This is a genomic window from Maribacter sp. R77961 (genome assembly GCF_044594925.1).
Taxonomy (GTDB): domain Bacteria; phylum Bacteroidota; class Bacteroidia; order Flavobacteriales; family Flavobacteriaceae; genus Maribacter.
Genome location: NZ_CP138991.1, coordinates 3047331 through 3071539 on the forward strand (window position 1 = coordinate 3047331; position 24209 = coordinate 3071539).

The 24209-nt window shown below is 37.2% G+C and carries 28 protein-coding genes; 1 reads left to right on the forward strand and 27 read right to left on the reverse strand.

Annotated elements, in window-relative coordinates; all coding sequences use genetic code 11:
* Window positions 1–10 precede the first annotated feature (10 nt).
* Window positions 11–526 carry an acyl-CoA thioesterase gene (locus tag SJY09_RS13090; protein ID WP_396636167.1) on the forward strand — a complete coding sequence of 172 codons (516 nt, stop codon included), beginning with the start codon at window positions 11–13 and terminating at the stop codon, window positions 524–526.
* Between the two features lie 46 nt (window positions 527–572).
* On the opposite strand, the gene SJY09_RS13095 is transcribed toward SJY09_RS13090, so the two are convergent.
* The 27 genes from SJY09_RS13095 to SJY09_RS13225 form a co-directional block, all read right to left on the reverse strand.
* A complete protein-coding gene (locus tag SJY09_RS13095) occupies window positions 573–1415 on the reverse strand; it encodes an aldo/keto reductase (RefSeq protein ID WP_396636168.1) in 843 nt (280 codons plus the stop codon).
* Between the two features lie 10 nt (window positions 1416–1425).
* A complete protein-coding gene (locus SJY09_RS13100) occupies window positions 1426–2655 on the reverse strand; it encodes a murein hydrolase activator EnvC family protein (RefSeq protein WP_396636169.1) in 1230 nt (409 codons plus the stop codon).
* 1 nt (window position 2656) lies between these two features.
* Window positions 2657–3442, reverse strand: coding sequence for a DUF4292 domain-containing protein (locus SJY09_RS13105; RefSeq protein WP_396636170.1), 786 nt, complete (start codon window positions 3440–3442; stop codon window positions 2657–2659).
* A gap of 3 nt (window positions 3443–3445) precedes the next feature.
* On the reverse strand, window positions 3446–4387 hold the full coding sequence (locus tag SJY09_RS13110; protein ID WP_396636171.1) for a tetratricopeptide repeat protein: 942 nt from the start codon (window positions 4385–4387) through the stop codon (window positions 3446–3448).
* Window positions 4388–4426: 39 nt separating this feature from the next.
* On the reverse strand, window positions 4427–4861 hold the full coding sequence (dut, locus tag SJY09_RS13115; RefSeq protein ID WP_396636172.1) for a dUTP diphosphatase: 435 nt from the start codon (window positions 4859–4861) through the stop codon (window positions 4427–4429).
* Complete coding sequence (locus tag SJY09_RS13120; RefSeq protein WP_396636173.1) at window positions 4858–6318, reverse strand: lipopolysaccharide biosynthesis protein; 1461 nt, start codon at window positions 6316–6318, stop codon at window positions 4858–4860. The genes dut and SJY09_RS13120 overlap by 4 nt, the downstream gene beginning before the upstream one ends.
* Before the next feature lie 51 nt (window positions 6319–6369).
* Window positions 6370–6810: a hypothetical protein gene (locus SJY09_RS13125; protein ID WP_396636174.1), complete on the reverse strand. Its 441-nt coding sequence runs from the start codon at window positions 6808–6810 to the stop codon at window positions 6370–6372.
* Between the two features lie 106 nt (window positions 6811–6916).
* Window positions 6917–7471, reverse strand: a complete 555-nt coding sequence (locus SJY09_RS13130; RefSeq protein WP_396636175.1) for a hypothetical protein — start codon at window positions 7469–7471, stop codon at window positions 6917–6919.
* Window positions 7464–7958: an RNA polymerase sigma factor gene (locus tag SJY09_RS13135; RefSeq protein WP_396636176.1), complete on the reverse strand. Its 495-nt coding sequence runs from the start codon at window positions 7956–7958 to the stop codon at window positions 7464–7466. The genes SJY09_RS13130 and SJY09_RS13135 overlap by 8 nt, the downstream gene beginning before the upstream one ends.
* Window positions 7958–8803 carry an alpha/beta fold hydrolase gene (locus tag SJY09_RS13140; RefSeq protein WP_396636177.1) on the reverse strand — a complete coding sequence of 282 codons (846 nt, stop codon included), beginning with the start codon at window positions 8801–8803 and terminating at the stop codon, window positions 7958–7960. Before SJY09_RS13140 ends, SJY09_RS13135 begins: the two co-directional genes overlap by 1 nt.
* A gap of 134 nt (window positions 8804–8937) precedes the next feature.
* On the reverse strand, window positions 8938–10173 hold the full coding sequence (locus SJY09_RS13145) for a TCR/Tet family MFS transporter (protein ID WP_396636178.1): 1236 nt from the start codon (window positions 10171–10173) through the stop codon (window positions 8938–8940).
* Window positions 10174–10282: 109 nt separating this feature from the next.
* Window positions 10283–11143 carry an ATP synthase F1 subunit gamma gene (gene atpG, locus SJY09_RS13150; protein ID WP_396636179.1) on the reverse strand — a complete coding sequence of 287 codons (861 nt, stop codon included), beginning with the start codon at window positions 11141–11143 and terminating at the stop codon, window positions 10283–10285.
* A gap of 83 nt (window positions 11144–11226) precedes the next feature.
* Window positions 11227–12804, reverse strand: a complete 1578-nt coding sequence (gene atpA, locus SJY09_RS13155; RefSeq protein ID WP_396636180.1) for a F0F1 ATP synthase subunit alpha — start codon at window positions 12802–12804, stop codon at window positions 11227–11229.
* A gap of 62 nt (window positions 12805–12866) precedes the next feature.
* On the reverse strand, window positions 12867–13406 hold the full coding sequence (atpH, locus tag SJY09_RS13160; protein ID WP_396636181.1) for an ATP synthase F1 subunit delta: 540 nt from the start codon (window positions 13404–13406) through the stop codon (window positions 12867–12869).
* 5 nt (window positions 13407–13411) lie between these two features.
* A complete protein-coding gene (locus SJY09_RS13165; protein WP_396636182.1) occupies window positions 13412–13912 on the reverse strand; it encodes a F0F1 ATP synthase subunit B in 501 nt (166 codons plus the stop codon).
* Between the two features lie 78 nt (window positions 13913–13990).
* Entirely contained in the window at window positions 13991–14182 is a 192-nt protein-coding gene (gene atpE / locus SJY09_RS13170) for an ATP synthase F0 subunit C (RefSeq protein ID WP_164721464.1), read from the reverse strand.
* Window positions 14183–14215: 33 nt separating this feature from the next.
* The gene (gene atpB, locus SJY09_RS13175) at window positions 14216–15349 is read right to left on the reverse strand and encodes a F0F1 ATP synthase subunit A (protein ID WP_396636183.1); all 1134 of its coding nucleotides are present in this window, start codon (window positions 15347–15349) and stop codon (window positions 14216–14218) included.
* Between the two features lie 106 nt (window positions 15350–15455).
* Window positions 15456–15851: a DUF6168 family protein gene (locus tag SJY09_RS13180; protein WP_396636184.1), complete on the reverse strand. Its 396-nt coding sequence runs from the start codon at window positions 15849–15851 to the stop codon at window positions 15456–15458.
* Complete coding sequence (locus SJY09_RS13185) at window positions 15848–16075, reverse strand: AtpZ/AtpI family protein (RefSeq protein ID WP_396636185.1); 228 nt, start codon at window positions 16073–16075, stop codon at window positions 15848–15850. The genes SJY09_RS13180 and SJY09_RS13185 overlap by 4 nt, the downstream gene beginning before the upstream one ends.
* On the reverse strand, window positions 16053–16499 hold the full coding sequence (locus tag SJY09_RS13190) for a polymer-forming cytoskeletal protein (RefSeq protein WP_396636186.1): 447 nt from the start codon (window positions 16497–16499) through the stop codon (window positions 16053–16055). The genes SJY09_RS13185 and SJY09_RS13190 overlap by 23 nt, the downstream gene beginning before the upstream one ends.
* A gap of 4 nt (window positions 16500–16503) precedes the next feature.
* On the reverse strand, window positions 16504–19059 hold the full coding sequence (locus tag SJY09_RS13195) for a tetratricopeptide repeat protein (RefSeq protein WP_396636187.1): 2556 nt from the start codon (window positions 19057–19059) through the stop codon (window positions 16504–16506).
* Window positions 19060–19469: 410 nt separating this feature from the next.
* Window positions 19470–20165, reverse strand: a complete 696-nt coding sequence (locus tag SJY09_RS13200; RefSeq protein WP_396636188.1) for an ABC transporter ATP-binding protein — start codon at window positions 20163–20165, stop codon at window positions 19470–19472.
* 96 nt (window positions 20166–20261) lie between these two features.
* Complete coding sequence (locus tag SJY09_RS13205) at window positions 20262–21731, reverse strand: DUF5687 family protein (protein ID WP_396636189.1); 1470 nt, start codon at window positions 21729–21731, stop codon at window positions 20262–20264.
* A gap of 60 nt (window positions 21732–21791) precedes the next feature.
* Entirely contained in the window at window positions 21792–22472 is a 681-nt protein-coding gene (locus SJY09_RS13210; protein WP_396636190.1) for a hypothetical protein, read from the reverse strand.
* Window positions 22473–23099 carry a hypothetical protein gene (locus tag SJY09_RS13215; protein WP_396636191.1) on the reverse strand — a complete coding sequence of 209 codons (627 nt, stop codon included), beginning with the start codon at window positions 23097–23099 and terminating at the stop codon, window positions 22473–22475. It lies immediately after the preceding gene.
* 2 nt (window positions 23100–23101) lie between these two features.
* On the reverse strand, window positions 23102–23770 hold the full coding sequence (locus tag SJY09_RS13220; RefSeq protein ID WP_396636192.1) for a hypothetical protein: 669 nt from the start codon (window positions 23768–23770) through the stop codon (window positions 23102–23104).
* Window positions 23767–24105 (reverse strand): PadR family transcriptional regulator, encoded by a 339-nt coding sequence (locus SJY09_RS13225; RefSeq protein ID WP_396636193.1) that lies wholly within the window; start codon window positions 24103–24105, stop codon window positions 23767–23769. Before SJY09_RS13225 ends, SJY09_RS13220 begins: the two co-directional genes overlap by 4 nt.
* Window positions 24106–24209 lie beyond the last annotated feature (104 nt).

The window sequence follows — 24209 nt, forward strand, 5'->3', positions numbered from 1 at the left end:
ATTTATCGTGATGAACACCAAAACACCTTCAGATTCAAGAACCACAATGACCGATATGGTGCTCCCTAGTGAGACCAATCCGCTGAACAATCTGTTCGGAGGTGAGCTTTTGGCACGTATGGACCGTGCGGCAAGTATTGCCGCTAGGCGACATAGCAGACGCATTACCGTTACGGCATCTGTTAACCATGTTGCGTTTAACAGAGCTGTTCCTGTTGGTAGCGTGGTTACCGTAGAGGCCGCAGTTTCTCGTTCTTTTCGAACATCGATGGAGGTTTATATAGATGTATGGATGGAAGACCGTTTTAGTGGTGAGCGTACCAAAGCCAACGAAGCTATTTATACCTTTGTAGCGGTAGATGAAACGGGAAAACCCACTGAAGTACCTCCGCTCTCCCCAGATACGGATTTGGAAAAAGAGCGTTTTGCAGGAGCATTACGCAGAAAACAATTAAGTCTTGTGCTTGCTGGAAAAATGAAGCCTAATGAAGCTACGGAATTACGTGCTTTGTTTATAGCACCTTAGCCCACAAAGGGGGAATGTTCCGTGAGCTTTGAAAAATAAATTTAAGTTAAAAATCAAAATGGTCCGGATGAGGACCAATACGTTCTCCCCTATCTAAACTATCCAAGTAAGCGACATCTTCTTTAGAAAGTTCAAAGTCAAAAATAGCAGCATTGGCTACAATACGATTTTTATGCACCGATTTTGGTATGGTTACCACTCCTTTCTGAAGGTTCCAGCGCAGTATCACCTGTGCTACGGATTTGTTATATTTTTCGGCCAGTTCCTTACAAATATTCAAGCCAAAGACCTTACCCTGCATAAATGGCGACCAAGCTTCATACTGAATGGTATTTTTAGTACAGAAATCGATTAAATCTTGCTGTACCACATAGGGATGAAACTCCATCTGGTTTACCATAGGCACCACCTTACAATCCGTCAATACATCTTCAAGGTGATGTTGTAAAAAATTACTAACCCCAATGGCTCTTACCTTTTTCTGGGCGTATAAATATTCCAAAGCCTTCCAGGTATCTTTATACTTTCCTGCTACGGGCCAATGGATTAGATATAGATCCAAATAATCCAATTGCAATCGTTCCAAACTATCAGCAAAGGCCTGTATTGTGCTGTCATAACCTTGGTCCGTGTTCCACACTTTACTAACAACGAAAATATCTTCCCTGGCTACAGCACTTTCCTTAATACCTTTACCAACACCCTCTTCATTTTTATATACCGATGCCGTGTCTATATGCCAATATCCAATTTCTAAAGCATCTTTAACAGAATCTATCACTTCCTGCTCATTATCGGCTTGGTAGGTGCCTAAACCAAGGTATGGCATCGCTACCCCATTATGTAGAGTAAAGCTTCCTTTTATGTCTGTAATTTTCTTGCTACTCATGCTTATTTGGTTAAAGTTGATACACCCACTCTTCAGGGTTCAGTCTAGACGTATCTTGGTATAAATAAAATTTTAAGCGGGTTTGTCCATTGGTCTTGTTCGTATAAATCGTACCCAGTTCTTCTTTAATGCCCACTTTATCACCTTTTTTCACATAGAGTTCTGCCAAATTATAATAGGTACTTATAAAGTTACCATGCTTGATCTGCACCCCTTTGTTCCCTCCGGGAACGGCTAAAATAGCAATAACCTCTCCTTCAAAAATTGCTCGCGCCTTAACACCAGGGTCGGTGGCAATGATTACACCATTGCTCTGGTGCTTAATGCCGGGATATACGGCATCTTTATAGATCCCGAAACCTTGACTTTTAATCCCTTTTTCCACAGGCCAAATAAGCTTGCCCTTGTTCGAGGAAAAGTTCTTGGCAATTAGGGTAGCTTCCGGAGTAAGGGCGAATTTACTAGCGCTTGTATTTTTCTTTCCAGACTTCTTGTTAGAGGCCGCAATAGCGCTTCGAATAAGCTTTTCAATCTGCTGATCTATTTTTCGTGCTTCCCGCTTTTTCTTGTTTATAGCACTACTGTATTTACTTTCGTTCTTACGGATAGTTCCTAAGAGTGCTTTCTGTTCCTGTATTTCTCCAAAGAGCTGATTTTTAGCTTTTCTATTTTGGGCAAGTAAAACTTCTTTTACTTTTCGCTCTTCGTTAAGGTCACTATTCAGTCGTGTTAGCTCATCCGTCTTCTCAATTATTTGAGCGCCCTGTTCCTTTCTATAATCGGTATACTGCTTCATATACTGCAGTCGCTTAAAAGCCTGAAAAAAGCTTTCCGATGACAACAAAAACATTAACCTGTTCTGTTTAGATCTATTCTGATACGACTTCTGTATCATTTTGGCATATTGGTCCTTTGTCTCCTGTAATTCGCTCTTCAGTTTTCCAATATTTCTAATGTTGGTGTTGATTTGTCTGTTCAGCAGGTTAGACTGTTGGTTGGTTACCCGTATCAGCTGTTGCCGTACGGTTATTTTTTTATCCAAGGCTTCCATTTGGTCCAAAACATTACCTCTTTCTTTCTTTTCGGCAAAAAGCAGACGATTTATATCCCGTATTTCGTTTTGCAGCTGCGCTCTCTTTTCCTCTAAAGCCTTTTGCTCGCTTGTTTGCGCATGTAAATTCTGGGTCAGTGCGACCAGAATGAAAAAAACTACTTTAACTATTAGCCCTTTTAAACGCATGCTATTCTAATACTATTTCTTTATATCCTTTCGGTATTTTATATGGAAAATTTAAGGTCCTGTTCAATTCTAGGTTTCGATACGCTAGCTGAATTCTATTTTCCGTAGTGTTCTCAACAGCACTTATGTTAATGGCATTGGGCAGTACCTCATCACCAATACGTTGGTAATTCTCATAGTTAATTTGCAACAAGCGTTTCTTTAAGGGCTGAGACAATTGTTGAGCGGCCATTCTAAAATTCTTGGGCTCTATTTCAAACAGTATTTTGTAGAGCACCTCGTTAACTCTTGGAACAAGCCTATATGTCTCTTTGGTCACGGAAGCTTCGTATTTTTTCTCCCTTAAATCTAACAATGCTTCTCCCAAAAGTAAGTTTTGAACTATCTTAAAATCGACTTCTGTTCCCAAAAGTTCGCTTAAATAAGAAAAATCACCATCAAAATACTCATTCTGCAATTTGTTATAAAAAGAGACTTTGTTCGGGGTAATGTACGCCTTAACAATGCCTAAGGGCGCGCTCATCCAGATAGCCTTATCCTTTTCTAGACGCAAACTAACGGAAAAGCTTTGTGTGTCTTCTCCATTAGAATAATCAATCTTCACTTTTCCACTTAAGGTTTTAAATACGGTCTGGTTTTGATAATGTGCCTTTATAATTGCCTTGGACGATAGTCTATTGTCAATAGTACCGTCCGATACCAATTTTGTGCTTTTACAAGAAAAAACGAAAAGCATAAGAATACCATAAAAGAAAGGTTTTAGGTATGTATGTGATTTCCCTATCATAGCTTAAAATCCGGGTTTAATCTTACTAAGGTACATATTTGCCTTTGATGGATTGCTCATAGCACTATAGGCATCTGAAAGTTCCTTGTAAATTTTATTGGCCAAAGCAATATCGTTGATTAAATAATCCAAAGCAGCTTCTAATACCTCAATGGCATCCCTATACTTTTTGCTTCTATTTAACGCGTAGCCATTACTATAATAAAAATAGGGCTGAGAAGGGTAGCTCTCCAACGCCTCTTCCGTGAGTTGTACTAGCAAAAGGTTAGCAGTGGTCATGTTCATTAACCCCTTTATTCTCATTTTATAATTTGCTATGCTGTTAGGAGCGGCGTTTTCTACCCTCGCAGTATACGAAACTGTCTGCTGTTTAGCCTTTTTCTTTTGCAAGGAACCATTGATTTCTTGTTCTAACGCAGTTCTTTGTTTTGAACCCTCAAGTGTATTTAGCACCGCAAGTGCAGCTTCTAACTTTCCGTCTTTAAAATAAATTTGAGCTAAGTTTTCCTTGAGTACGTCATTTTTGTATGGAATTTCATTTTCTAAAGAGCTGAGGGTATTTCCCTGTTTACCCACAATTGCATTTAACGTGTGTAAATACCAATAGTTTCCGGGATCACTATTTAATGCTTCAATGGCGTATTCCTGAGCGGGTATATTCTTTTTGTCTAAATGATAATTCTTTGCGAGTTCATAAGCAACCACCTTATTGTCTGGCTGTAGCCGTTTGCATTCCAGCAAAAAGTTAATGGCCCTGTCATAATTCTGTATCCCTTTTTGCTTTAAGGCCTCAAAAAAGTTTTCTTGAAAATCGTCCGAATAATCTTCTAAAAAAACTTCGGCACTTTCTTCTATTTGGATTTCCTGCTTTTCCTGAGCATAGCAAAGAGCTGGAACAAAATTTGTTCCTAAAAAAAATAACAAAAAAATGTATTCATTTTTCATAGCTTATCATAAATTCCCCCTTTGGGGGTGAGGGGGCTTTTACTTCACCCCGGTGCTACCAAAACCACCTTGCCCTCTAGCCGTATCAGATAATTCCTGAACCTCTTCCCATTCTGCACGCTCATGTTTTGCGATGACCATTTGGGCAATACGCTCCCCGTTTTCAATGGTAAACGCCTCATTCGAGAGGTTTATCAATATAACCCCTACTTCGCCTCTATAGTCCGCATCAATTGTGCCAGGAGCATTTAATACGGTGATTCCTTTTTTAGCTGCTAATCCACTTCTAGGTCTCACTTGTGCTTCAAAACCGACCGGAATCTCCATGAAAAGCCCTGTTTTTATAATTGTACGCTCCATAGGCCGTAACACTACAGGCTCCTGAATACTTGCTCTTAAATCCATCCCGGCAGATGCCCCAGTTTCGTAATGTGGTAAGACATGTTGCGATTTGTTGATGATTTTTATATTCATTTTTTAATGATTATTTTTTTGAGATTTTCACCTTCCAATCTATATGTTAGTCCAAGGAAAATCAGCAATAATGTTATTCCCACGAAAAGGTTTCTATCAAAAATGTAAAATGATAGGATAGAAAACAAGATGGAGATTCCTAAATAAAAGATAATTTTTCTAAAATTATAAGGTATGGGATAATACATACGTCCAAAATAAAAGGACAATAGCATCATTGTACCATATGCGATCAGTGTAGCAACGGCAGAAGCCATATACCCAAAATAAGGAATAAAGACAAAGTTAATAATGATGGTAAGCACAGCCCCGATCATGGAGATATACGCTCCGAATTTTGTGCGATCCGTAACTTTATACCATACGGATAGGTTATGATAAATACCTAAGAAAAAACTGGCCAACACTATTAATGGCACAATGGACATGGCATCCCAATACGACTCGTCTAATACAATCAACCGCTTTAAAACATCGGCAAAAACAACAACGGTCAACAGAATAATACTGCCCAAAACCACAAAATAATTGGTAATTTGGGCATAGGCCTTCTGCGGGTTTTTCGTGTCCGAATGACTAAAGAAAAATGGTTCTATTCCCATTCTAAAAGCCGTGGCGAACAAGGTCATGAAAAGTGCCAGCTTGTAGCAAGCAGAATATTTTCCCATTTCACTTTTCGCTATAGCTTCAGGAAGCAACTGTGATAGTAGGTATCTATCAAAAACCTCATTTATCGTAAATGCAATGCCCGCTACCATGACTGGCATGGCGTAAGTTAACATTCTACGCCATAAAATACTATCGAAGCTGTAGGAACGTCTTTTGTAAACGCCGAGCATTAAAACCAAAGTAACGGCACTTGCAATAAGATTGGAGATTAAGATGTAAGAGATTTCAAAATTTGGAATGTAGATTCCACTAAAAATACTCGAAGTTTCTCCCTGAGCCATTTTAGGCAACAGTAGTAAGAAAAAGAGGTTAAGACCTAAATTAATAGCTACATTCAATATTTTTATTACTGCATAGCGCATAGGTTTTTCATTTGCTCTTAACATGGCAAATGGTATTATTACCAAAGCGTCCAAAGCCAAGATTCCGAGCACATAATTCATGTAAACCGTATCTATATTTAATGCGGTCGCAATACTTCCTTTGAAGACAAGACCAACCAATACGAATAACAGCGTTGAAACCCCTAATGAAATAAGCGAGGTAGCTATTACATTGGTCCTATTTTCCGCTTCTTTATAAAAACGAAAAAAGGCTGTTTCCATTCCATAGGCCAGGAAAACATTAAAAATTGCAAACCATGAAAAAATAAGGGTAACCTCACCATAAGTACCCGGCGGCATTACAGCAGTATAGATGGGTACAAGCAAAAATGATAGCATCCTAGGTAAAACGGTTGCCAAGCCATAAATGGCCGTTTGCTTAAAAAGTTTTTTGAGCGGATTCAAACACCTTACATTAAGGGTTCAAAAGTACCTAATTGCGGTGGTTAAACAAAGTTAGTTTTTTGGTTTCCCCTTATACAATAAGGGTTGTTTTTCTTTTATCCCTGTTACCTTAGTGTATTTTAACTTTCCATTTTCAGTATAACTAAGAACGGCTTCAGTAGCTTCTAATGCTAATGCTATTGTTTCGGCTGAACCTCCTTTTGAGTTCGGTATTTTAGCTATAGCGTAATTTGCACCATCTATTTGTTCCATAGTTATGGATGCTTGCTTACCACGAAAATAAATTTCTTTCATTTCCAAAGTACTGGCCTCATCTATGGTAACAGGGATTTTTATAGAAAGTCCATTTCCACTGTTTTCCATACCTCCAATATATGCTTGACAAGTTGCACTACCTAACTCAAAAGGAGTTTCTGTTTGTATTTTTTTTTGCGATGAACAACTGAAAAGTCCCAATAGCATAATGCAAATAATGTATTTAAAATGTTTCATGTACAGTTCCTATTTGATTTTTGTAAAGATATGTGAATATGTATTAATTACACCTACGTCATATCAAACCAAAAGTAGTGCCGATTTATGTATTACAAAGCAGCGGCTATTCTTTTAGTCTTCTTATCTCCTGTATTTCATTTTGTATTTGTTTAGCAATAAAAACAGTCAAAACTATTAAGGATATGATACCCGATACAATGATATAGCTATAAAATCCAGAAGATAAATTAGCTTTAAATAATGGTAATAATATCAAGAAACCAGCTACATAACCAAGGACAGTTAAGGGTGTCCATATGAAATGTACATTCTTTCGTTGTTCGTAATAGCAAATTAACTCTTGCTTGTAGGCCTTATGATCTAAAAGCGAATTCATTTGTTTTAATTTCTTTATACTAAGGATTTCCAATAGCATACGCATAATCAGTGTGCCTACCATTAACGACAATCCTAAGATTACTTGATTATTTTTATATCCAGAGATATAGATAAAAAATGAAATCAAAATCACGACTGTAATTCCCAAGATAATGTTCGTAATTCTTTGTTTATTCTTTATTCTTTTAGCGCCTCTTAGAACCTCGTTAAACCCTGTTTCAGTGGCCTTATCTGTCTCCTGATTCTTCCAATTAGATTGTAATTCTTCAAAATTATTCATTGTTTACACATTTCGTTAATTGACTTTTAATACGATGTATCCGCGTACGAATCGCTTCGTGTTTTATCCCTATGATATCTGAAATTTGTTTTTGTGGCAAACCTTCAAGTTCTAATAAAATAATAGCCTTATTGGTTTCAGATAGTTTATTGATACAGGTATATAACTGTACTAGCATTTGATGTTTTTCCTCTCCCGAATAGGCTTCATGGAGTTCAGGAATATCTTTTACATCATAGTTATTTGCATACTTCTTTTGGTTCCTAAGTTGGGTAAGACAAGTATTTACAGTAATTCTATAAATCCATGTGCCAATACCACTTTCATTTCTAAACTGTTCCAAGTTCTCCCAAATCTTGATAAATACATCCTGTACTACATCTTTGGCCAAGGCATGGTTTCCTGAAACGTATCCCATACATAAACGCATCACTTTGGGATAATTTTCCTTATAAATTTCTTTGTATTTTTTTTCTTTTGGGGTCATTAGTTCTCTAAGCTATGAAACAATTTTTCTTGAAACCAACTAGGATTATCGTACATAATAAAATGCGCAGCTCCTTCTGCAAATTCTATTTTATAGTTTCCCAGATTAGCATACTGCGTTGCGTAGGTATTTTTTACCATTTCTAAGCCATATGGATGTGTTGCGGCCAAGATGCTGACCGGAATATCTATTTTGGCGATATCTTGTCTCAAATCAAGCTTTAAGAGGTCTGTATATCCATAAACATAGGTTTCCCTATCTGCTTGTAGCATCCAACGCTTCACTAGTTCCTGTTTCTCTTTATTTAAGGTCATTCCCGAAGCCATCTGTTGTGCCATTGCTTCAAACGCCTTGGTGTCCATCGCAAGCATTTGTTTGTTCCATGGACTTTCATAGGCCAAAGCTTCACTATCAAAATTAGGTATCATGAGTGCTCCTGCAGCGGGTAGCGCATCTACTACAATTATTTTTGAAAAGAAATGGCCTTTTTCCGTAGCCAGCCAAAGTCCTAAAGTTCCACCCAAACTATGTCCTAAAACAATTGGGCTTTTGAGATTCTGATTTTTCACATAGCCTTCTATGCCTTCTTTAATCTTTGACAGCCAGGGCTTGTCAATTGCTGGAACTTCCCCAAAACCAGCAAATGTAAAAATATGACATTGATAGTTTTTAGAAAGTTCTACTACAGTAGCTTCCCAAACTTCTCCAGTACAAGTGAATCCTGGAAAAAGGAGAATCGGTTGGCCCTCACCTTTCACGGTTACTTCAAAAGGATAATCTTGGGCTGTACTATAGAAAGTAGCTAGTAAAATACTTAGCATTAGAATTCTTCGAATTGTTTTCATTTTATAAGTTTTTATTGATTTTTCCTTTAGATGCTATATTTTAAAAATGTTACATCTATTATGGCCGGAAATCAAAAAACTTTTCATGATGCGTAAATAAATCGCTCTAAAAATGATGAAGTCGAAGGAAAACGCTAAGCTATTTCCGTTTCCTCGTCCGAAAGATTCATGCGTTTCATGGCCAGTACGGCAAATAGAAAGGCAATCAATAAGAAAAAAGCAGCTAGTGTGTACGAAGCACCAGGATAATAAATGGCACTCTCAGGGCGAATGAAATAATAGAAGACGGGAGAGAAAATTAGTTGACCCAATATTGCCGTAACACTCACCAGCCCTGTTATGGCTCCCTGTAGATTACCCTGCTCCTTTTCAGAAACCTGATTGGATATTACTCCTTGTACAGTTGGTCCGGCAACACCTCCTAGGGCATAAGGAATTAAAAATGCATATAACATCCATGGTTCGGATGCCAAAGAGAACAGAAACATTCCGATTGTCCATAATAGGAATCCTGAGATAATAACGGTTCTTTTACCAAATTTTTTCACGAGCACCCCTACTAAAAATCCTTGGGCTATAGCCACCAGAAGCCCTACCACCATAAGAGAAACCCCTATTTCCCTTGGGCTCCAGTCATAACGTTCAATACCATAATAAGACCATGTAGAGGGTAGTGCCTGACCTGCGAGATTGGCCAAGAAAAAAGCTAAGATTAAAAGGAGTACGCCTTTGTAATTTCTAAGACTCACCAAGGAAACGCCCGGAATCATTTTCAAAAGATTAATAGGTCTACGATTTTCAGGAGTCAACGATTCAGGCACAAAGAAGTACCCAAAAATAAAGTTTGCAAAGGTTAAACCGGCCGCGATATAAAAAGGTAGTCTAATATCTATTTCACCAAAAAAACCGCCAATCCCTGGTCCAATGATAAAGCCCAGGCCAAATGCCGCTCCTATGAGTCCAAAATTCTTAGCCTTTTCTTCCTTTGTACTTATGTCCGCAATATAAGCTGATGCCACTGTAAAACTTGCCCCTGTTATACCGGCTAAAAATCTTCCTAAAAACAACCAGGTAATGCTTGGCGCCCATGCATGGATTAAATAATCTATACTTAATCCCAAAAGTGCAATTAAGAGGATAGGACGCCTTCCAAATCTATCGGAAATCTCTCCTAGAACCGGTGAAAATAAAAATTGCATCCCAGCAAAAGCGGTTGTTAGCCACATGCCATAAATAACGGCCATGGCAGTACCTTCCCCAGTTAATTCCATTATCAAATCTGGAATTATAGGCAGAATAATGCCTATACCGATTACATCTACAAGGATGGTAATAAAAATAAAGAGAAGTGCAGTTTTCTTTGATTTCATGGCTATGGCAAAAATCGGTTAAAAAAAGAAACCCTGTGTTAAACACAGGGTTATATTTATAATTTTAGCCATACGATAAACATGCTATCTCGTTTCGCTCTTGCTTTGTCTAATTATTCAAGGCCTCAGCACCACCAACAATTTCTAAAATTTCATTGGTAATAGCAGCCTGTCTTGCTTTATTGTATGTTAATTTCAACTGATCTCTAAGCTCCGTTGCATTGTCCGTTGCTTTATGCATAGCTGTCATACGCGCACCATGCTCACTTGCAAAAGAATCTCTTATACCTTTATAAAGCTGAGTCTTTAAGGATTTTGGTATTAATTGTTCAACTATTTCCTCTTTTGATGGTTCAAAAATATAGTCCGCATTGGCATTCTCCGCACCTTCGATAGGAACTATTGGTAAAAATTGCTCCGTCATCACGATTTGTGTGGCTGCATTTTTAAACTTGTTGTAAACAATTTCAATACGGTCATAAGAACCATTGGTAAATTGTTCCATTAAACTCTCCGCAACCTCGGCAGAGTTATCAAAGGTTAAGTCGTCATATATTTTACTATGATTTGCAATAACCGAATATTTCTTACCTAAAAAGTCATTCGCTTTCTTTCCAATAGCAACAAAATCTACCTGTTTGCCGGCATAAAGTTCCTCTGCTAAATAGGTACATTGTTTAAGTATATTGGTATTGAAAGCACCACAAAGACCTCTGTTCGATGTTATCCCTACTACCAATACCTTGTTCACAGGGCGATTATCACTAAACTTACTTCCAGAATCCGCATCCAAACTTGCACTTAAACTCTGCAATAATTCCGTAAGCTTGTCTGCATAAGGTCTCATGGCCGTAATCGCATCTTGTGCTTTTTTCAATTTCGCAGCAGAAACCATTTTCATGGCACTAGTAATCTGCATAGTTGAAGAAACTGATGCTATTCTATTACGTATTTCCTTTAAATTGGCCATTTAATATAGTATTTAGTCATTAGTAATTAGTTGTTAGAACAATAGATTCTAAACACTTACTACCTCATACTTATTTCTACAAACTAGTTATACTTAGCTGAAAGATCCTTACAAACTGCTGTCAATGTATCCGTTACTTCATCAGTTAGTTTTCCAGCTTTTAATGTATCTAAAACATCTCTATGTTTCGCATTTAAGAATTCAATAAAATCCCGCTCAAATTCCTTTACCTTCTCTACAGGCACATCTCTAAGAAGGTTCTTAGAACCTGCGTATATAATTGCAACTTGATCTTCTACTGTAAAAGGGTCGTTCTGCGCTTGCTTTAGGATTTCAACGTTTCTACGCCCTTTTTCAATTACATTTAATGTAGCGGCGTCCAAATCAGAACCAAATTTAGCAAAGGCTTCCAACTCACGGAACTGTGCTTGATCTAACTTTAACGTACCTGCCACTTTTTTCATGGATTTAATCTGTGCGTTACCTCCAACACGCGATACAGAAATACCTACGTTAATAGCAGGACGAACACCTTGGTTGAATAAATCTTGCTCCAAGAAAATTTGTCCGTCTGTAATTGAAATAACGTTCGTTGGGATATATGCCGATACATCACCTGCTTGCGTTTCAATAATTGGGAGTGCGGTTAAAGAACCTCCACCCTTTACTATTGGCTTCAAAACATCAGGCAAATCATTCATTTCCTTAGCAATCGCATCATTGTTGATCACTTTGGCGGCACGCTCTAGTAATCTAGAGTGTAGATAAAAAACATCTCCAGGATAAGCCTCACGTCCCGGTGGTCTTCTTAATAATAAAGAAACCTCACGGTAAGCAACCGCTTGTTTTGATAAATCATCATATATAATTAATGCAGGACGACCTGTATCTCTAAAATATTCTCCAATAGATGCACCTGCAAAAGGAGCATAAACTTGCATTGGCGCTGGGTCAGAAGCATTAGCGGCCACAATAGTTGTATAAGCCATGGCGCCTTTGTCTTCTAGTACCTGTGCAATACCGGCAACGGTAGAGGCTTTTTGACCAATAGCTACATAAATACAATAAACTGGTTCGCCAGCATCGTAAAATTCTTTTTGATTTAGGATAGTATCGATACAAACCGTTGTCTTACCTGTTTGACGGTCACCAATAACCAACTCACGTTGTCCTCTACCTACTGGAATCATGGCATCAATTGCCTTGATACCCGACTGCAATGGCTCTGTTACCGGCTCACGGAAAATAACCCCAGGTGCCTTACGCTCCAAAGGCATTTCGTAAGTCTTCCCAGAAATAGGTCCTTTACCATCGATAGGAGTTCCCAATGTATTTACCACACGACCCACAATTCCTTCACCAACATTGATAGATGCGATACGTTGCGTACGTTTTACAGTGGCACCTTCACCAATAGATTTGGACGGTCCCAAAAGTACTACACCAACATTATCTTCTTCCAAGTTTAAGACGATTCCTTCCAAACCACCTTCGAATTCAACTAACTCCCCGTATTGTGCGTTTGCCAAACCGTAGACCCTAGCGATACCATCACCTACTTGCAATACAGTTCCTACTTCATCTAAAGTAGCGGTTGCATCAAAACCTGATAATTGTTGCTTTAAAATTGCTGATACCTCAGCGGCTTTTACTCCTGCCATTTTTTAATAGATATAAGATAAAAGACGTAAAACGTAAAACGTTTACCGTCTGATAATAGTTATTATAGACTGTTTGTAAATTCTCTTTTAATAGTATTCAATTTATTTGCGATACTAGCATCATATTGTAAATCTCCAACACGTAACACGAATCCACCGATGATACTTTCATCAATTTTGTTTTCTATACTTACTTCCTTTCCTGTAATAGCGGTTACTTGCTTTAAAACCTTTTTCTCCAAAGCGGCATTCATAGGAACTGCAGTAGTAACATAAGCTATATCCTTTCCTTTAAGTTGTTCATTTAGAATTATGTACTTTAGGGCAACCTCGTTTAACATAGCCACTCTCTTATTGTCTACCAACATTGTTGTTAGCCCATCCGAAATAGCGTTACTTCCCTTGAAAATCTTGTGAAGTGCCTCTTTCTTAGCAGTGCCGGAAACAACCGGACTAGCCAACATATCTCTTAACTCCTTGCTTTCGGAAATTGTAGCCACAATAGCGCGCATATCTTTTTCAACGGCGTCAGTAGCATTATTGTCTACTGCCAAATCCAAAATGGCTTTTGCATAACGTATGGCTGCTCTAGATTCGCTCATTCTTATTAATTCAATTTGATATCACCCAACATTTCGTCCACCAACTTCAATTGCTTGTCTTTACCTGATAATTCCGACTTTATTACCTTTTCGGCAATAGAAACAGAAAGTTCAGCTACCTGACTTTTGATATCCGCTACAGCCGCTTTCTTTTCGCTTTCAATTGTTGCTTGGGCTTGCTGTATCATCTTATCTCCCTCGATTTTTGCTTGTTCCTTGGAATCCGCAACCATCTTCTCTCTTATTTCCCTGGCTTCCTTTAATAAGGCCTCACGCTCTGCACGCGCTTCCTTTAAAAGATTCTCACTATCCGCAGTTACATTTTGCATTTCTTTCTTGGCATTTTCCGCAGCTGCTAAAGCATTTTTTATACCGTCCTCACGCTCATTTACAGCGTTCAGTATTGGCTTCCATGCAAACTTGCGTAACAACAACAACAGGCCAACAAACAATAATGTTTGCCAAAAAAACAACCCTAAAGAAAATTCATTCAATAATTTTTCCATAATATAAATTGTATCTGTTTTAATTTTTAAGGAACACTGACCGTAACCAACCGTTACGGTCAATGAACTTTAGATTTGTTAAGATGCAAATATTGCAGCAAAACCAATCCCTTCAATAAGTGCTGCTGCGATCAACATTGCTGTTTGAATCTTACCATAAGCTTCTGGCTGACGAGCGATAGCATCCATGGCAGAACCACCGATTCTACCAATTCCCATACCTACTCCGATAACCGCTAAACCTGCACCTACAATTGCTGGAATTTCCATAATATATCTAGTTTAAAAATTAAAAATTCAATTCTACAAATGAGCTAATTCAGGCTCATCATCATGACCATGGTCGTGCTCTTCTGCTGCAAAACCAAAATATAAGGCTGATAACATCGTAAAAATATAAGCCTGCAATACAGCTACCAAAATCTCAATGAGCGAAATAGCGAACGCCAAGCCAAATGATAATGGACTTCCCAACCAGCTCTTAAAAATAAACATCAACCCAATCAAGCTCATTAAAACAATGTGACCCGCCTGCATATTCGCATACAAACGTATTAACAAAGCAAATGGTTTGATGAAAATTCCTAGCACCTCAATTGGCACTAGTATAATATAAATAAGAATTTTACCATACCAAGGCATCGTATCACCCAATGGATCAAAAATATGTTTCCAATAATCTTTTGTCCCCGTCAAATTGGTCAATAAAAAAGTGATTAATGCCAAGGCTACGGTTACCGCTATATTTCCAGTTACGTTTATACCGAGTGGGGTAAGTCCAAAAATATTCAAAAACCAAATAAAGAAAAATACAGTTAATAGGTATGGCATGTATTTCGCATATTTCTTTTCTCCAATATTGGGCTTGGCAATATCATCCCTAATGTAAACTACGATTGGCTCAAAGAAACGACCAACACCCGTTGGAACGCTTCCATTCTTCGCATATGATTTTGCTAAGCTTGTAAACAACCAAAACATTAACAAGCAAGTAATAATTATCATTACCACACTTTTGGTTATTGAGAAATCTATGGGTTTTACATTTGTTGGGTGCTGCTCTTCGTCATAGTTGATAGTTCCGGCCGCGTCAGTCTTGTAGATTTTACTATGGTATAATTTGTAATAGTTTCCGTCTACTTCGGCTAAGGTCTCCCCGTGATGAAATTTGGAAGAAGAAAAGAACTTAAGACCATTATCCCATAATATTACAGGAAGTGGGGCACCAACATAATGATGTTCACTACTTTCGTCAGTGTAAGAGTACAATGAAAAATCATGTGAATCCTGCAGGTGATGCTGAATGTATTCCTTTATCTCCGTTTTTAGGTCCTGCTTTGGCTCATCGGAGGACACTTTGGTCTCGAAGGCGAAAATATTGGAGCTAAGAAGTAAAGCTATGGCTACTAGAACTTTGAAAAAAAATGTTTTTCGCATATTGCTCAAAATATCGGTCTCTAAAAATCGGTGCAAATGTACGTCATTATGGTAAAAATAAAAAAGCAAATGAGACTTTATTTACAAGTATGAAGTCAAGAACACCTTAATCCATTTTTTTGAGCATTTTAGCCATAAAAACTGTCTCCACTATTAAGGAAATAGCATAAGGCACAAAAAATGCGGAAAACTCTACTTTATTCATATCGTCATCTGCGCTGTACTCAGGATAAAATATGATGAAGAAAAATATAAATTTTAAAAAGCTACCTCCCATAAATAAAAAGCCTATTTGATTCTTTAGCCTTTTTTGAAGAATATAAAGTGAAATATAAATAGCTGCCGCCAAAAAGGCGTTTACCACATAAGATTTTACAATGAGATTATCGTACTTAGGCAAACCCTTGGCCGCCAATATGTAGGTATGCGCTAAAAAAGAAAGTGTTAAGCAGATACTTAGAAAAAGAAGAAATTGGACAATAGGATGTAACCGTATCTTCAATATTTTATATTTTTAAGTTGTTTCAGTACCACCCAAAGAGAAATTGCCACACCTAAAAGTGTGGCAATTGCAGTACAAATTCGTTTTTCGTTTCCATAATATTCATCCAGCCAAATACCTCCTTTGGCCGCGAGGAAAATTATAGCTCCCATTTCAAAAGCAATGCCAGAAAGTATCGCGACATTTTTAAGATTATTTTTCTTAGGAAGCTTTTGCTGGTTCATTTTTATTGCTGGAGTTTCCACTCATTGAGGACTTAAAGCTTCCTGAAGAAGAACCTACTCCACCTTTGCCCTTCATACTACATGAAGCGTTGAAGGTAGCTCCTGGCTCTACAGCCAACTTGGTAACAGTTACTGTTCCCTCGATTACTGCCGAAGATTTTAAAGAAAGTAAGTCCGAGACTAAAAGTTCGCCATTAAAGCTGCCTTCAATATCTGCATTTACGCATTCTACTTTTCCGTGGATATAGCCATCTTTACCAATGACCACTTTACCGGAGGTTTTTACGTTACCGTCCAATTTCCCGTCTATCCTAAAATCTGCTTCGGAAACGATGTCTCCTTTTATTTTAGTGTTCTTTTCAATTCTGTTGGGTTGTCCTCCTATTTCGTTCATAGCTCTAGGTTTTTGTTTATCTGAAAACATGTACTCATGGTTTTGGGGTTAAAAGTGTATTTCTGTAAGCTTCTAAATTCTTATGTACTTGAATAATCTTATAGTTGTCAGATAAAATTACAAAATTCTCATCAGCAACCTTATAATCCTTATTGTTTTTTAATAGCTCTGCATAACCAAGAGCAAAGTCTTTGGATTTAAAGCCATGTACCACTATAAATTGTTCTTCCAAGTTATAAATGTCCTTGGAAACAATATTCTTGTATCTTAAATCCGCTATAGATTTTTCTAGCAGTTTCATTAGTTTTAGCGCGCTTTCATTTTTACTTCTTTTAAAAGGAAAAATGACTTTCCAGTTGGCCGTTCCTTTAGAGTCGGTCTCGGGAGAAAAATCCTTCGGCTCCAACTTGGGAAGTTGTTCCGCTATCATTTGTTCGGCTTTTTTTCCTTCTGGATTGTTGGGATACGTTAACGCAACATAGTTTAATGCTTCTTTAAAATCCTCGAAACCTTGTAATCTCCCTATTGCGTTAGCCTTAAGCATTTCAAACTTAGGGACAATTGGGTCGCCCGTATAGCGGTTGATATTTGCTTCTGTACCCGTTATGACCTTTAGAAAATCCTGTTGTCGGTATTGTTCAAATAAGGCTTCGTAACGCTTTTCAGGACTATCGGAGGCATCAGATAATACCGCTTGTGGATTCAACAATATTTCCGCATAACGAGAATCACCGTGGTTAGCAACGATATCCGCTTTCATTTGGGCCTGTAAAGCGCTCCCCTCTTCTTCATAAATTTTATACAAATTGTATTTAGAAGGAAGTATTAAGCGTTCTTCTGGATCGGAAGCCAAGACACTTTCTAACTTTCCAACCGCCAAAATATTCTCTTTGAATTTTTCTTTATAGATAAGCCCTAATTGGTAATTGGCAAAGTTGCGTTCCGCTCTAAGACTATCTACCACGGTTATATCGGCAGGCACCTTACTCATATAGAAGTCCAAGGAAAATTTTTCGTCCTCAGATAAAGCAAGGTCTGCAACAGGTGCTCCCTCTTCGGGATTAGCTGTTGTGGCCGTGTTGTTCGAAACCGCCTTGTTAGACCAGCGCCAATCATCCGCTAATTCCCGATTACCCCACTTATTTTTAAAGTCGTTCTGGCCATAGCCTAAACTGGTAATGTTATAAAAATAGAATTTTCCTTTGTTTTCCTTACCTCCCTTGCTTTTTGCAAAAGCCGCAAATCCTTCGGTTATTTTATCCTTTTCCTTCTTCTGTGCTGCTTCCTTAGCAGCTTTTAATTCTTCAATATGGTTTTCAAAATAAGCTATCTGATCATCCTTTGGTAATTCAAAAATAGTGATGACACTATCTGCATACTGTACAATATCCTCATATTTAATAACATCCTCAAGATTATCTAATTTCTTCTTTATAGCCCTGTATTTTCTTGTATTTTCATCAAGATTGGTCAGCACACTATCATAATAAGCCCCAGCAGTCTTATATTCATTCTGGTCAAAGTTATAGGTCCCAAGGTTTTCGTAATTCAAGGCATTTAGTTTGGGTTGATTCTGCGTGGCCCGCAACGATTTGTTAAAATACGAGATAGCAAGACTATCTGACCCTTGTTCCAAATGAAACTCTGCGACTTGCCTAAAAATCTTATCTAAAAAAGGTCTGTTTTCACGATTCTCTTCCAAATCGGTTAGATACTCCAACACCTCCAGTTGATTTTCAGCAGTAATCTCCGTATTCCGTATTTTTTGGATTTCGGCATTGATCATGTACACCCGAGGTGATTTCCTGTTCAACTCAATAACCTTATCAAAGGCATAGTTAGCACTGTCTTTATGACCCAATTGATTGTAAAGCTGACCAATAATGTAGTAATATCTACCTTTCTCCGGGTTCTTCTTGGTGTAGTATGATGCTACTTTTAAATGCTGTATTGCGGTATCCGGAGCGTTCAAATTTATATAGGCCTGTGCTAACATAGACCTCGCATCTGCATATTCTTGGTCCTTAAGTGTCTCGAACTTCTGTAAACGTTTTAAATTCTTAATGGCCAATTCCTCGTTCTGTAATCGAATATTCACCTTCTCCCGCCATATCGTAGCCTCGTTAAGCTTATCACTGTCGGTATATTTTTTAAGAATATAGTTAAATGATTCAAGGGCTGGGATGTAACGTTCATCAAAATAACGTGCCTTCCCCAACAATAGGAATGCTTCGTCTGTTTGAGGATTCCGCTCACGATCCTTAATATCCATACTATGACGCTGTATTGCTTTTGTAGCTTTCTCCTCGGCAATTAGGAAATTAGGGTTGTTGTCTTCCGAATCTAACTTAACTTCTCCCGAAACCTCCAAGCGCTCAATAGGCAGTATGTCCCAGTAATCGTCGCGGTAGGTGTCGTTTAGCGTAGTCCTACCCTCTTCAAAGGCAATATTACCGTTGTACAAGGTATTGTACTTGGTATTTAGCGCATGCCAATTTCTATTGACAAAGGCATCTTTTTTAGTGGAACATGCATTAAAGAGCAGTGCTCCAAAAAGAATAGCAATAATGAGTTTGTGTTGAAGCTTCAAAATTAATTATATACGTATGTATGGTTAACTTAAAAACCGCCATATTATTATGTAGTTCATCGACAAAAAGGATGATTTTTTTAAGTCCCATTCCCTTTACAAGAAGTATTACAACAAACTAATTAGTTTGTAGCTGGCATTTTGCAATGTTTCGTTGGTCTAAAGAATACCCTTTAGCTATGGTTTTACCTGAACAACGATTTTTTATAGAAAGTTAACACTACTCCGCTATCAAATAACCGACCCATAAGTCGGTTTTTCTATTCTTGGTAAACTACCCCGGGGCATGCCCGCGAGGCATTAAAAGGAAAATCGCGTTTAGTTTCAACGCAAGTGTCGGAGCATTTAAATCTTTATTATCGAGTAAAATATCGATGAAATGTTTGTTCTGTAAATGATTCTGAACAAAACTACCCAGCAAAAAAGGTTTCTAATTCCTTTAAAGTTTCGGTTGAGGTTTGAATATCCTTTACTACTTCTCCCTTATTTAATACTACGATACGTTCACAAACCTCTGTAACATGGATTAAATCATGGCTAGATACTAGAACAGTTACATTGTCCTTTGATGCAAGGTCTTTTATAATACTCTTTAAACGTATTTGTGTGGTAGGGTCCAAGTTTGCGAAAGGCTCGTCTAAAATAACAACTTCGGGATTTCCTATAAAAGAAGCTACAATACCTGCTTTTTTCTGATTTCCCTTGGATAAATCCCTCAAATATTTCTTTTGACCTAATATCTCGCCATGGAAAAAATCGTCGAACTGCCCTAATAGTCCATCTACATCTGCTTTATTGGCTCCTCTAAGATCACCAATAAAATAGAAATATTCCTCTGGAGTTAAATAGCCAATCAAGAACGTTTCGTCAATAAAGGAAGATGTAAATGGTTTCCATGCTTCACTGGTGTTTACTGGCACCTCATTGTTTAGAATATGTCCGGATGTGGGCTGTATTAAATCTAGCAGCAAACTGAAAAACGTGGTTTTACCAGCCCCATTATTACCCACAAGGCCAAAACTTTGACCTCTTGGAATTTCTAGATGGTCAATATTTAGAACAGTTTGTTTTCCGTATTTCTTTGTTAAGTGTTCTGTTTTTATCATGGTATAAAATTCAAATGTCTCGTTAAAGTTAAAATCTTGCTTTTATATTTATCACGAATATGATGTAAACTGTGTTGCCTTAAATCTAGTCGTTCACTAGCTGTTTTTTTCTTTAAATCCGGCAATCATTCCGTACTTCTTTTTTCGATACTGTTCGGTTACCGAATTCAGCAAATAATTCCTCATGGCAAACCCAACTATACCTAATACCGATAAAATAATAACGGAGGCTTCAAAAGAAATAGCATAATAGAAAATTGAAAATAGTACGATAGGAGCTATTAACACAGGAAGCATAATCAAGAACTGTGTTGCGCTGGTTCCCTGCATGTTCCCAAACGGACTCTGGTCTAATTCTATTCTTTTTTTGTTGAAGGAGCCAAAATATAAAATGACCGGTATATTTACTCCCAGATTATATAATGCACAGGCTAAGTTAATCGCCAAAGCTTCCCAGCCGAAATAAATATAAGGTATCGTAAGCAAGAACATGACCACAACACTAACGGATATCAACATCGCTTTGGACTCCAAATACTTTCGTAACGGAATATTCTGAGACATCATCATCGAATAGTAGCTACTGTCCCATGCTGGAATAAACTGTCCAAAATTACTAAGGAATATCCCTGTCATGAAAACCCCTAAAAAGGCCTTCATGGGCATCATGTCCGCATAAATATCTTGAGTATAGAATATGAGTCCGTAAAAAACGAATAGTAGCGAGATGAACACTTGAGATTTGGTTCGTTTATTTCTCCATATCATCTTTAAATCTAACTGCAGGAAAGTTCCCAATTCTCCGAACTTTTTAGTCCATGCTAAGTCGCTCGTATTTGCCACGGTACTTTTAGCCTTTAAACTAGCATCCAAATAAATTTTAGTGCTTAAAAATTTAAAATTGATGTAGTAGATGAGCACAGCCATTAGCACTGGCACCAAAACGGTCAAAGGATAGGCATACAAAGCATGAAAGATCGGGCCAAAAAACTCCTTCACTGAAAATATTTGAAAATAGTCTAGCGCATAACCGATTACCAAAGTACCTACTATGGCTACTAAAGCTTTATCGTTCTTATTGATCAAAAGATTAATGTAATTAACGCATAGTACAATCGCCAGAATAGCGATAAGCCAAAGTATCACATTCAAAGCGGGATATCCCTGAATTAAAAGGACAATTGCGAAGGGCACAAAGAAGAACAGCGACAATAAATTGTAAATAGAAGCTCCCGAACGTCCTAATATATAATGCGCAATGGCACTTTTCTTAACTGGGGTGGTTAAAAACGGTTTGATGTCCATTACGGGTAGTTTTTGCATAAAATACCGGAGAAAGAGCTCAATAAGCACCCAATAAATAAAATATTGACTAATTATCCACATCGGATTCTCATCTGGAAATAGCTTACGAAGAATAAAGTACATTCCGCCGCCCGCACCTATGAGATAAAGGAGCATGATAAACCCAAAAAATCCCATTATAATTTTTAAGCCAAGACTCTTCCCAAAATTGGAAGACCGAAAAAATGACTTCCATTGTAGTGCTGCAAATTTTTTAAACATAAAGGTTGGTTTATGATATTCTGTTCATTGGTAACAGAAAAATAGATTTTGTTACAAAAACTATGTCATTTTGTATTCTGGGTAGGTTTCTTCTAATAATTTTTCTGCTTTAGTTGGAATCTCAAAAGTGATGACATAAACCAATAACAGTAATACAACTATGAAGAGACTAATAGTCAAAAAACCAAAAATACCCGTTGCTGTATACTCAAAATTGAAAAGATGTATTGGAAGCACTAATAGCTGGGCTACACCGACATGATTAAACAACATATCTTCTAACATCCATTTCCTTTTCTTTTTCTTTAATTTTTTAGAATGCATCCACATAGAAAAAAGCATTGGAGACACCCCTAAAAGTAAAATTCCTGAAACCCAATAATGCAGGTGTCCTAGGTGAAACCTTTGTAATAGTATTGCCAAAAGGACTATTACACAAAATGTCAATATTATTTTTGGCAATTGAAAATAGGCTTTAAAAAATTTAAATATTATGCCATAATACTTTTTAGACATAACTTTTTGTCGCTCCGTTACTACATCCATAAAACCAAACACCCCAAACTTTTTAAATTCCTTCTGCTTGGCCTCCTCAAAGCTCAAGTTTGGATACTCTTTCCATTGAGCCTCTATGCCATTGGCCAAGTGATCTACAAGCTCTGTTTGTACATCATAGTACTCTACATAATGGGCTCGTGTAAACTTGTACAGTTCTTGTATTTGGTCTTTGGTTAAGGTCATTTAATTCTTAATTAAATCGCTATAGTTTTTTAGTATCTGATTTTTACATTTTAACACTTCTTGTATGCCGGCAATATTGAAGACCATAGCTGCAAACCAATAAAAGAAAAACCATATAGTATTTTCCTTAAGTAATGGAATAGTTAACCCCAACAAGTATAAAAACATGGACGGGAGAGCCATTATAGAACCCATGTATTTTGCAGATAATATTTTTTTATGCATACCTTTTGGCTTACGTCCTAGATACATATAAATTATTTGAGGTGTTATTAAGCTTATAAAGAATAACAATTTGACAACAGTTTCTTCTAAGCTTACAATTGAAAGAAATATTGAGAAACCAATCATCAGCAAAATAAAAACGTTTTTAACAGAACTAAAATAACTCATTATCCTTTTCAGAAGTGATTTCTGATAGCCCCAATGTTTACTTCTATCCCATTGTTTTTCAAATTTTCTTGCAAAGTTTCTTTTTGTTCTTAAAAAATCCCCTAATAAAACATACTCGGATTCTGTTTCAAATTCCGTTGCCAAATGATCTATGAGTTCTATTCGAACATCAATAAACTTAACTCCAATAAATTGAAGATAGTTATCTATATATTGTATTTGTTCTTGACTCAATTTCATGCCATTTTAATTTTTTGAATTTGACTATGAGCCTTGTAAAACTGAACAAAAAACCAAGAAAAGGCATGGGTAAAGGCATGAATAAACAAAGCCACGTATGAAATTGAACCTTCTTTTATAAAACTGAATATATTACTAAGAATAGGATTATATAATACCAACAAAAAAGAAAAGGAAATGGCATTGATTTTATAGAGAAAACTAAACGACGTTTGATAACCCGTCTGTTTTATTTTATACTTTAAAATTAATAAGAGAAGAAAGAGACCTATATAAACAATTCCTACTAATGAATTTAAGATTATTAAAATTTGTTCCTTCCATAAATTTTCGGTGCTATAGAAAAATAGAAGGGCTGCTAAAGCGGGTAAAGCAGCTTTTAAATACAAGATTTTAGTATGTTTCACACATTTTTGAATCACAATCTTAGGCCCCATCCACAAAAGGCCAAGCCAATAGCTCGAATGACTTTGTAAGTCATCATGCCATTTTTGTTTCTCTATGGTAAAAGCGTCCTCAAAACTCAGTTGTTGATGCATCATCCCTGCAGAAATTCCTTCTGAAATATGATCTATGATTTCGTTTCTTAAATCAAGATGAAACAACTCCTTTGCATCCAAATAGCCTTTAATATCTGATAATTGATCTGTAGTTAAACCACTCATGATATACTCCATTTAGGATTTACCAATTGCTGCATACTTCGTATAAACTCCTCTAGTTCGGCCAAACGGTTAACGGTTTCCTTTTGCCCCTGTTCCGTGAGTTTATAATACTTTCTTAAACGATTATCCACTTTCGCCACCTCAACATCCAGCAGTCCTTCCGCCTCCAATTTGTGTAATGCCGGATACAGTGCGCCCTCGGTTATTTTTAACTCTCCTTTTGTGAGAACCTTCACTTTTTGGGTAATTTCATAGCCGTACATCTTGCCCTCTTCGTCCAACAACTTTAAGATGATGGTATTTAAACTGCCTTTATATAATTTTGAATTTGCCATAGTCCCCTACTAGCCTCCCCAAAGGGGAGGAAGTTAACTCTTATTATTGTTGTACTATTTTGTTAAAGACCTGAACTGACCCCGCCCAAAGAGTGGAATGATTT

Bases quoted from the DNA above. Each gene is read 5' to 3' on its own strand.
- atpG (WP_396636179.1), bottom strand. From the start codon at position 11,143: ATGGCCAATTTAAAGGAAATACGTAATAGAATAGCATCAGTTTCTTCA.
- SJY09_RS13205 (WP_396636189.1), bottom strand. From the start codon at position 21,731: ATGTTTAAAAAATTTGCAGCACTACAATGGAAGTCATTTTTTCGGTCT.
- SJY09_RS13190 (WP_396636186.1), bottom strand. From the start codon at position 16,499: ATGTTTTCAGATAAACAAAAACCTAGAGCTATGAACGAAATAGGAGGA.
- SJY09_RS13105 (WP_396636170.1), bottom strand. From the start codon at position 3,442: ATGATAGGGAAATCACATACATACCTAAAACCTTTCTTTTATGGTATT.
- SJY09_RS13100 (WP_396636169.1), bottom strand. From the start codon at position 2,655: ATGCGTTTAAAAGGGCTAATAGTTAAAGTAGTTTTTTTCATTCTGGTC.
- atpA (WP_396636180.1), bottom strand. From the start codon at position 12,804: ATGGCAGGAGTAAAAGCCGCTGAGGTATCAGCAATTTTAAAGCAACAA.
- atpE (WP_164721464.1), bottom strand. From the start codon at position 14,182: ATGGAAATTCCAGCAATTGTAGGTGCAGGTTTAGCGGTTATCGGAGTA.
- SJY09_RS13185 (WP_396636185.1), bottom strand. From the start codon at position 16,075: ATGAACCAGCAAAAGCTTCCTAAGAAAAATAATCTTAAAAATGTCGCG.
- SJY09_RS13165 (WP_396636182.1), bottom strand. From the start codon at position 13,912: ATGGAAAAATTATTGAATGAATTTTCTTTAGGGTTGTTTTTTTGGCAA.
- SJY09_RS13200 (WP_396636188.1), bottom strand. From the start codon at position 20,165: ATGATAAAAACAGAACACTTAACAAAGAAATACGGAAAACAAACTGTT.
- SJY09_RS13145 (WP_396636178.1), bottom strand. From the start codon at position 10,173: ATGAAATCAAAGAAAACTGCACTTCTCTTTATTTTTATTACCATCCTT.
- SJY09_RS13220 (WP_396636192.1), bottom strand. From the start codon at position 23,770: ATGAGTGGTTTAACTACAGATCAATTATCAGATATTAAAGGCTATTTG.
- SJY09_RS13095 (WP_396636168.1), bottom strand. From the start codon at position 1,415: ATGAGTAGCAAGAAAATTACAGACATAAAAGGAAGCTTTACTCTACAT.
- SJY09_RS13090 (WP_396636167.1), top strand. From the start codon at position 11: ATGAACACCAAAACACCTTCAGATTCAAGAACCACAATGACCGATATG.
- dut (WP_396636172.1), bottom strand. From the start codon at position 4,861: ATGAATATAAAAATCATCAACAAATCGCAACATGTCTTACCACATTAC.
- atpB (WP_396636183.1), bottom strand. From the start codon at position 15,349: ATGCGAAAAACATTTTTTTTCAAAGTTCTAGTAGCCATAGCTTTACTT.
- SJY09_RS13125 (WP_396636174.1), bottom strand. From the start codon at position 6,810: ATGAAACATTTTAAATACATTATTTGCATTATGCTATTGGGACTTTTC.
- SJY09_RS13140 (WP_396636177.1), bottom strand. From the start codon at position 8,803: ATGAAAACAATTCGAAGAATTCTAATGCTAAGTATTTTACTAGCTACT.
- SJY09_RS13225 (WP_396636193.1), bottom strand. From the start codon at position 24,105: ATGGCAAATTCAAAATTATATAAAGGCAGTTTAAATACCATCATCTTA.
- SJY09_RS13135 (WP_396636176.1), bottom strand. From the start codon at position 7,958: ATGACCCCAAAAGAAAAAAAATACAAAGAAATTTATAAGGAAAATTAT.
- SJY09_RS13210 (WP_396636190.1), bottom strand. From the start codon at position 22,472: ATGACCTTAACCAAAGACCAAATACAAGAACTGTACAAGTTTACACGA.
- SJY09_RS13110 (WP_396636171.1), bottom strand. From the start codon at position 4,387: ATGAAAAATGAATACATTTTTTTGTTATTTTTTTTAGGAACAAATTTT.
- SJY09_RS13130 (WP_396636175.1), bottom strand. From the start codon at position 7,471: ATGAATAATTTTGAAGAATTACAATCTAATTGGAAGAATCAGGAGACA.
- atpH (WP_396636181.1), bottom strand. From the start codon at position 13,406: ATGAGCGAATCTAGAGCAGCCATACGTTATGCAAAAGCCATTTTGGAT.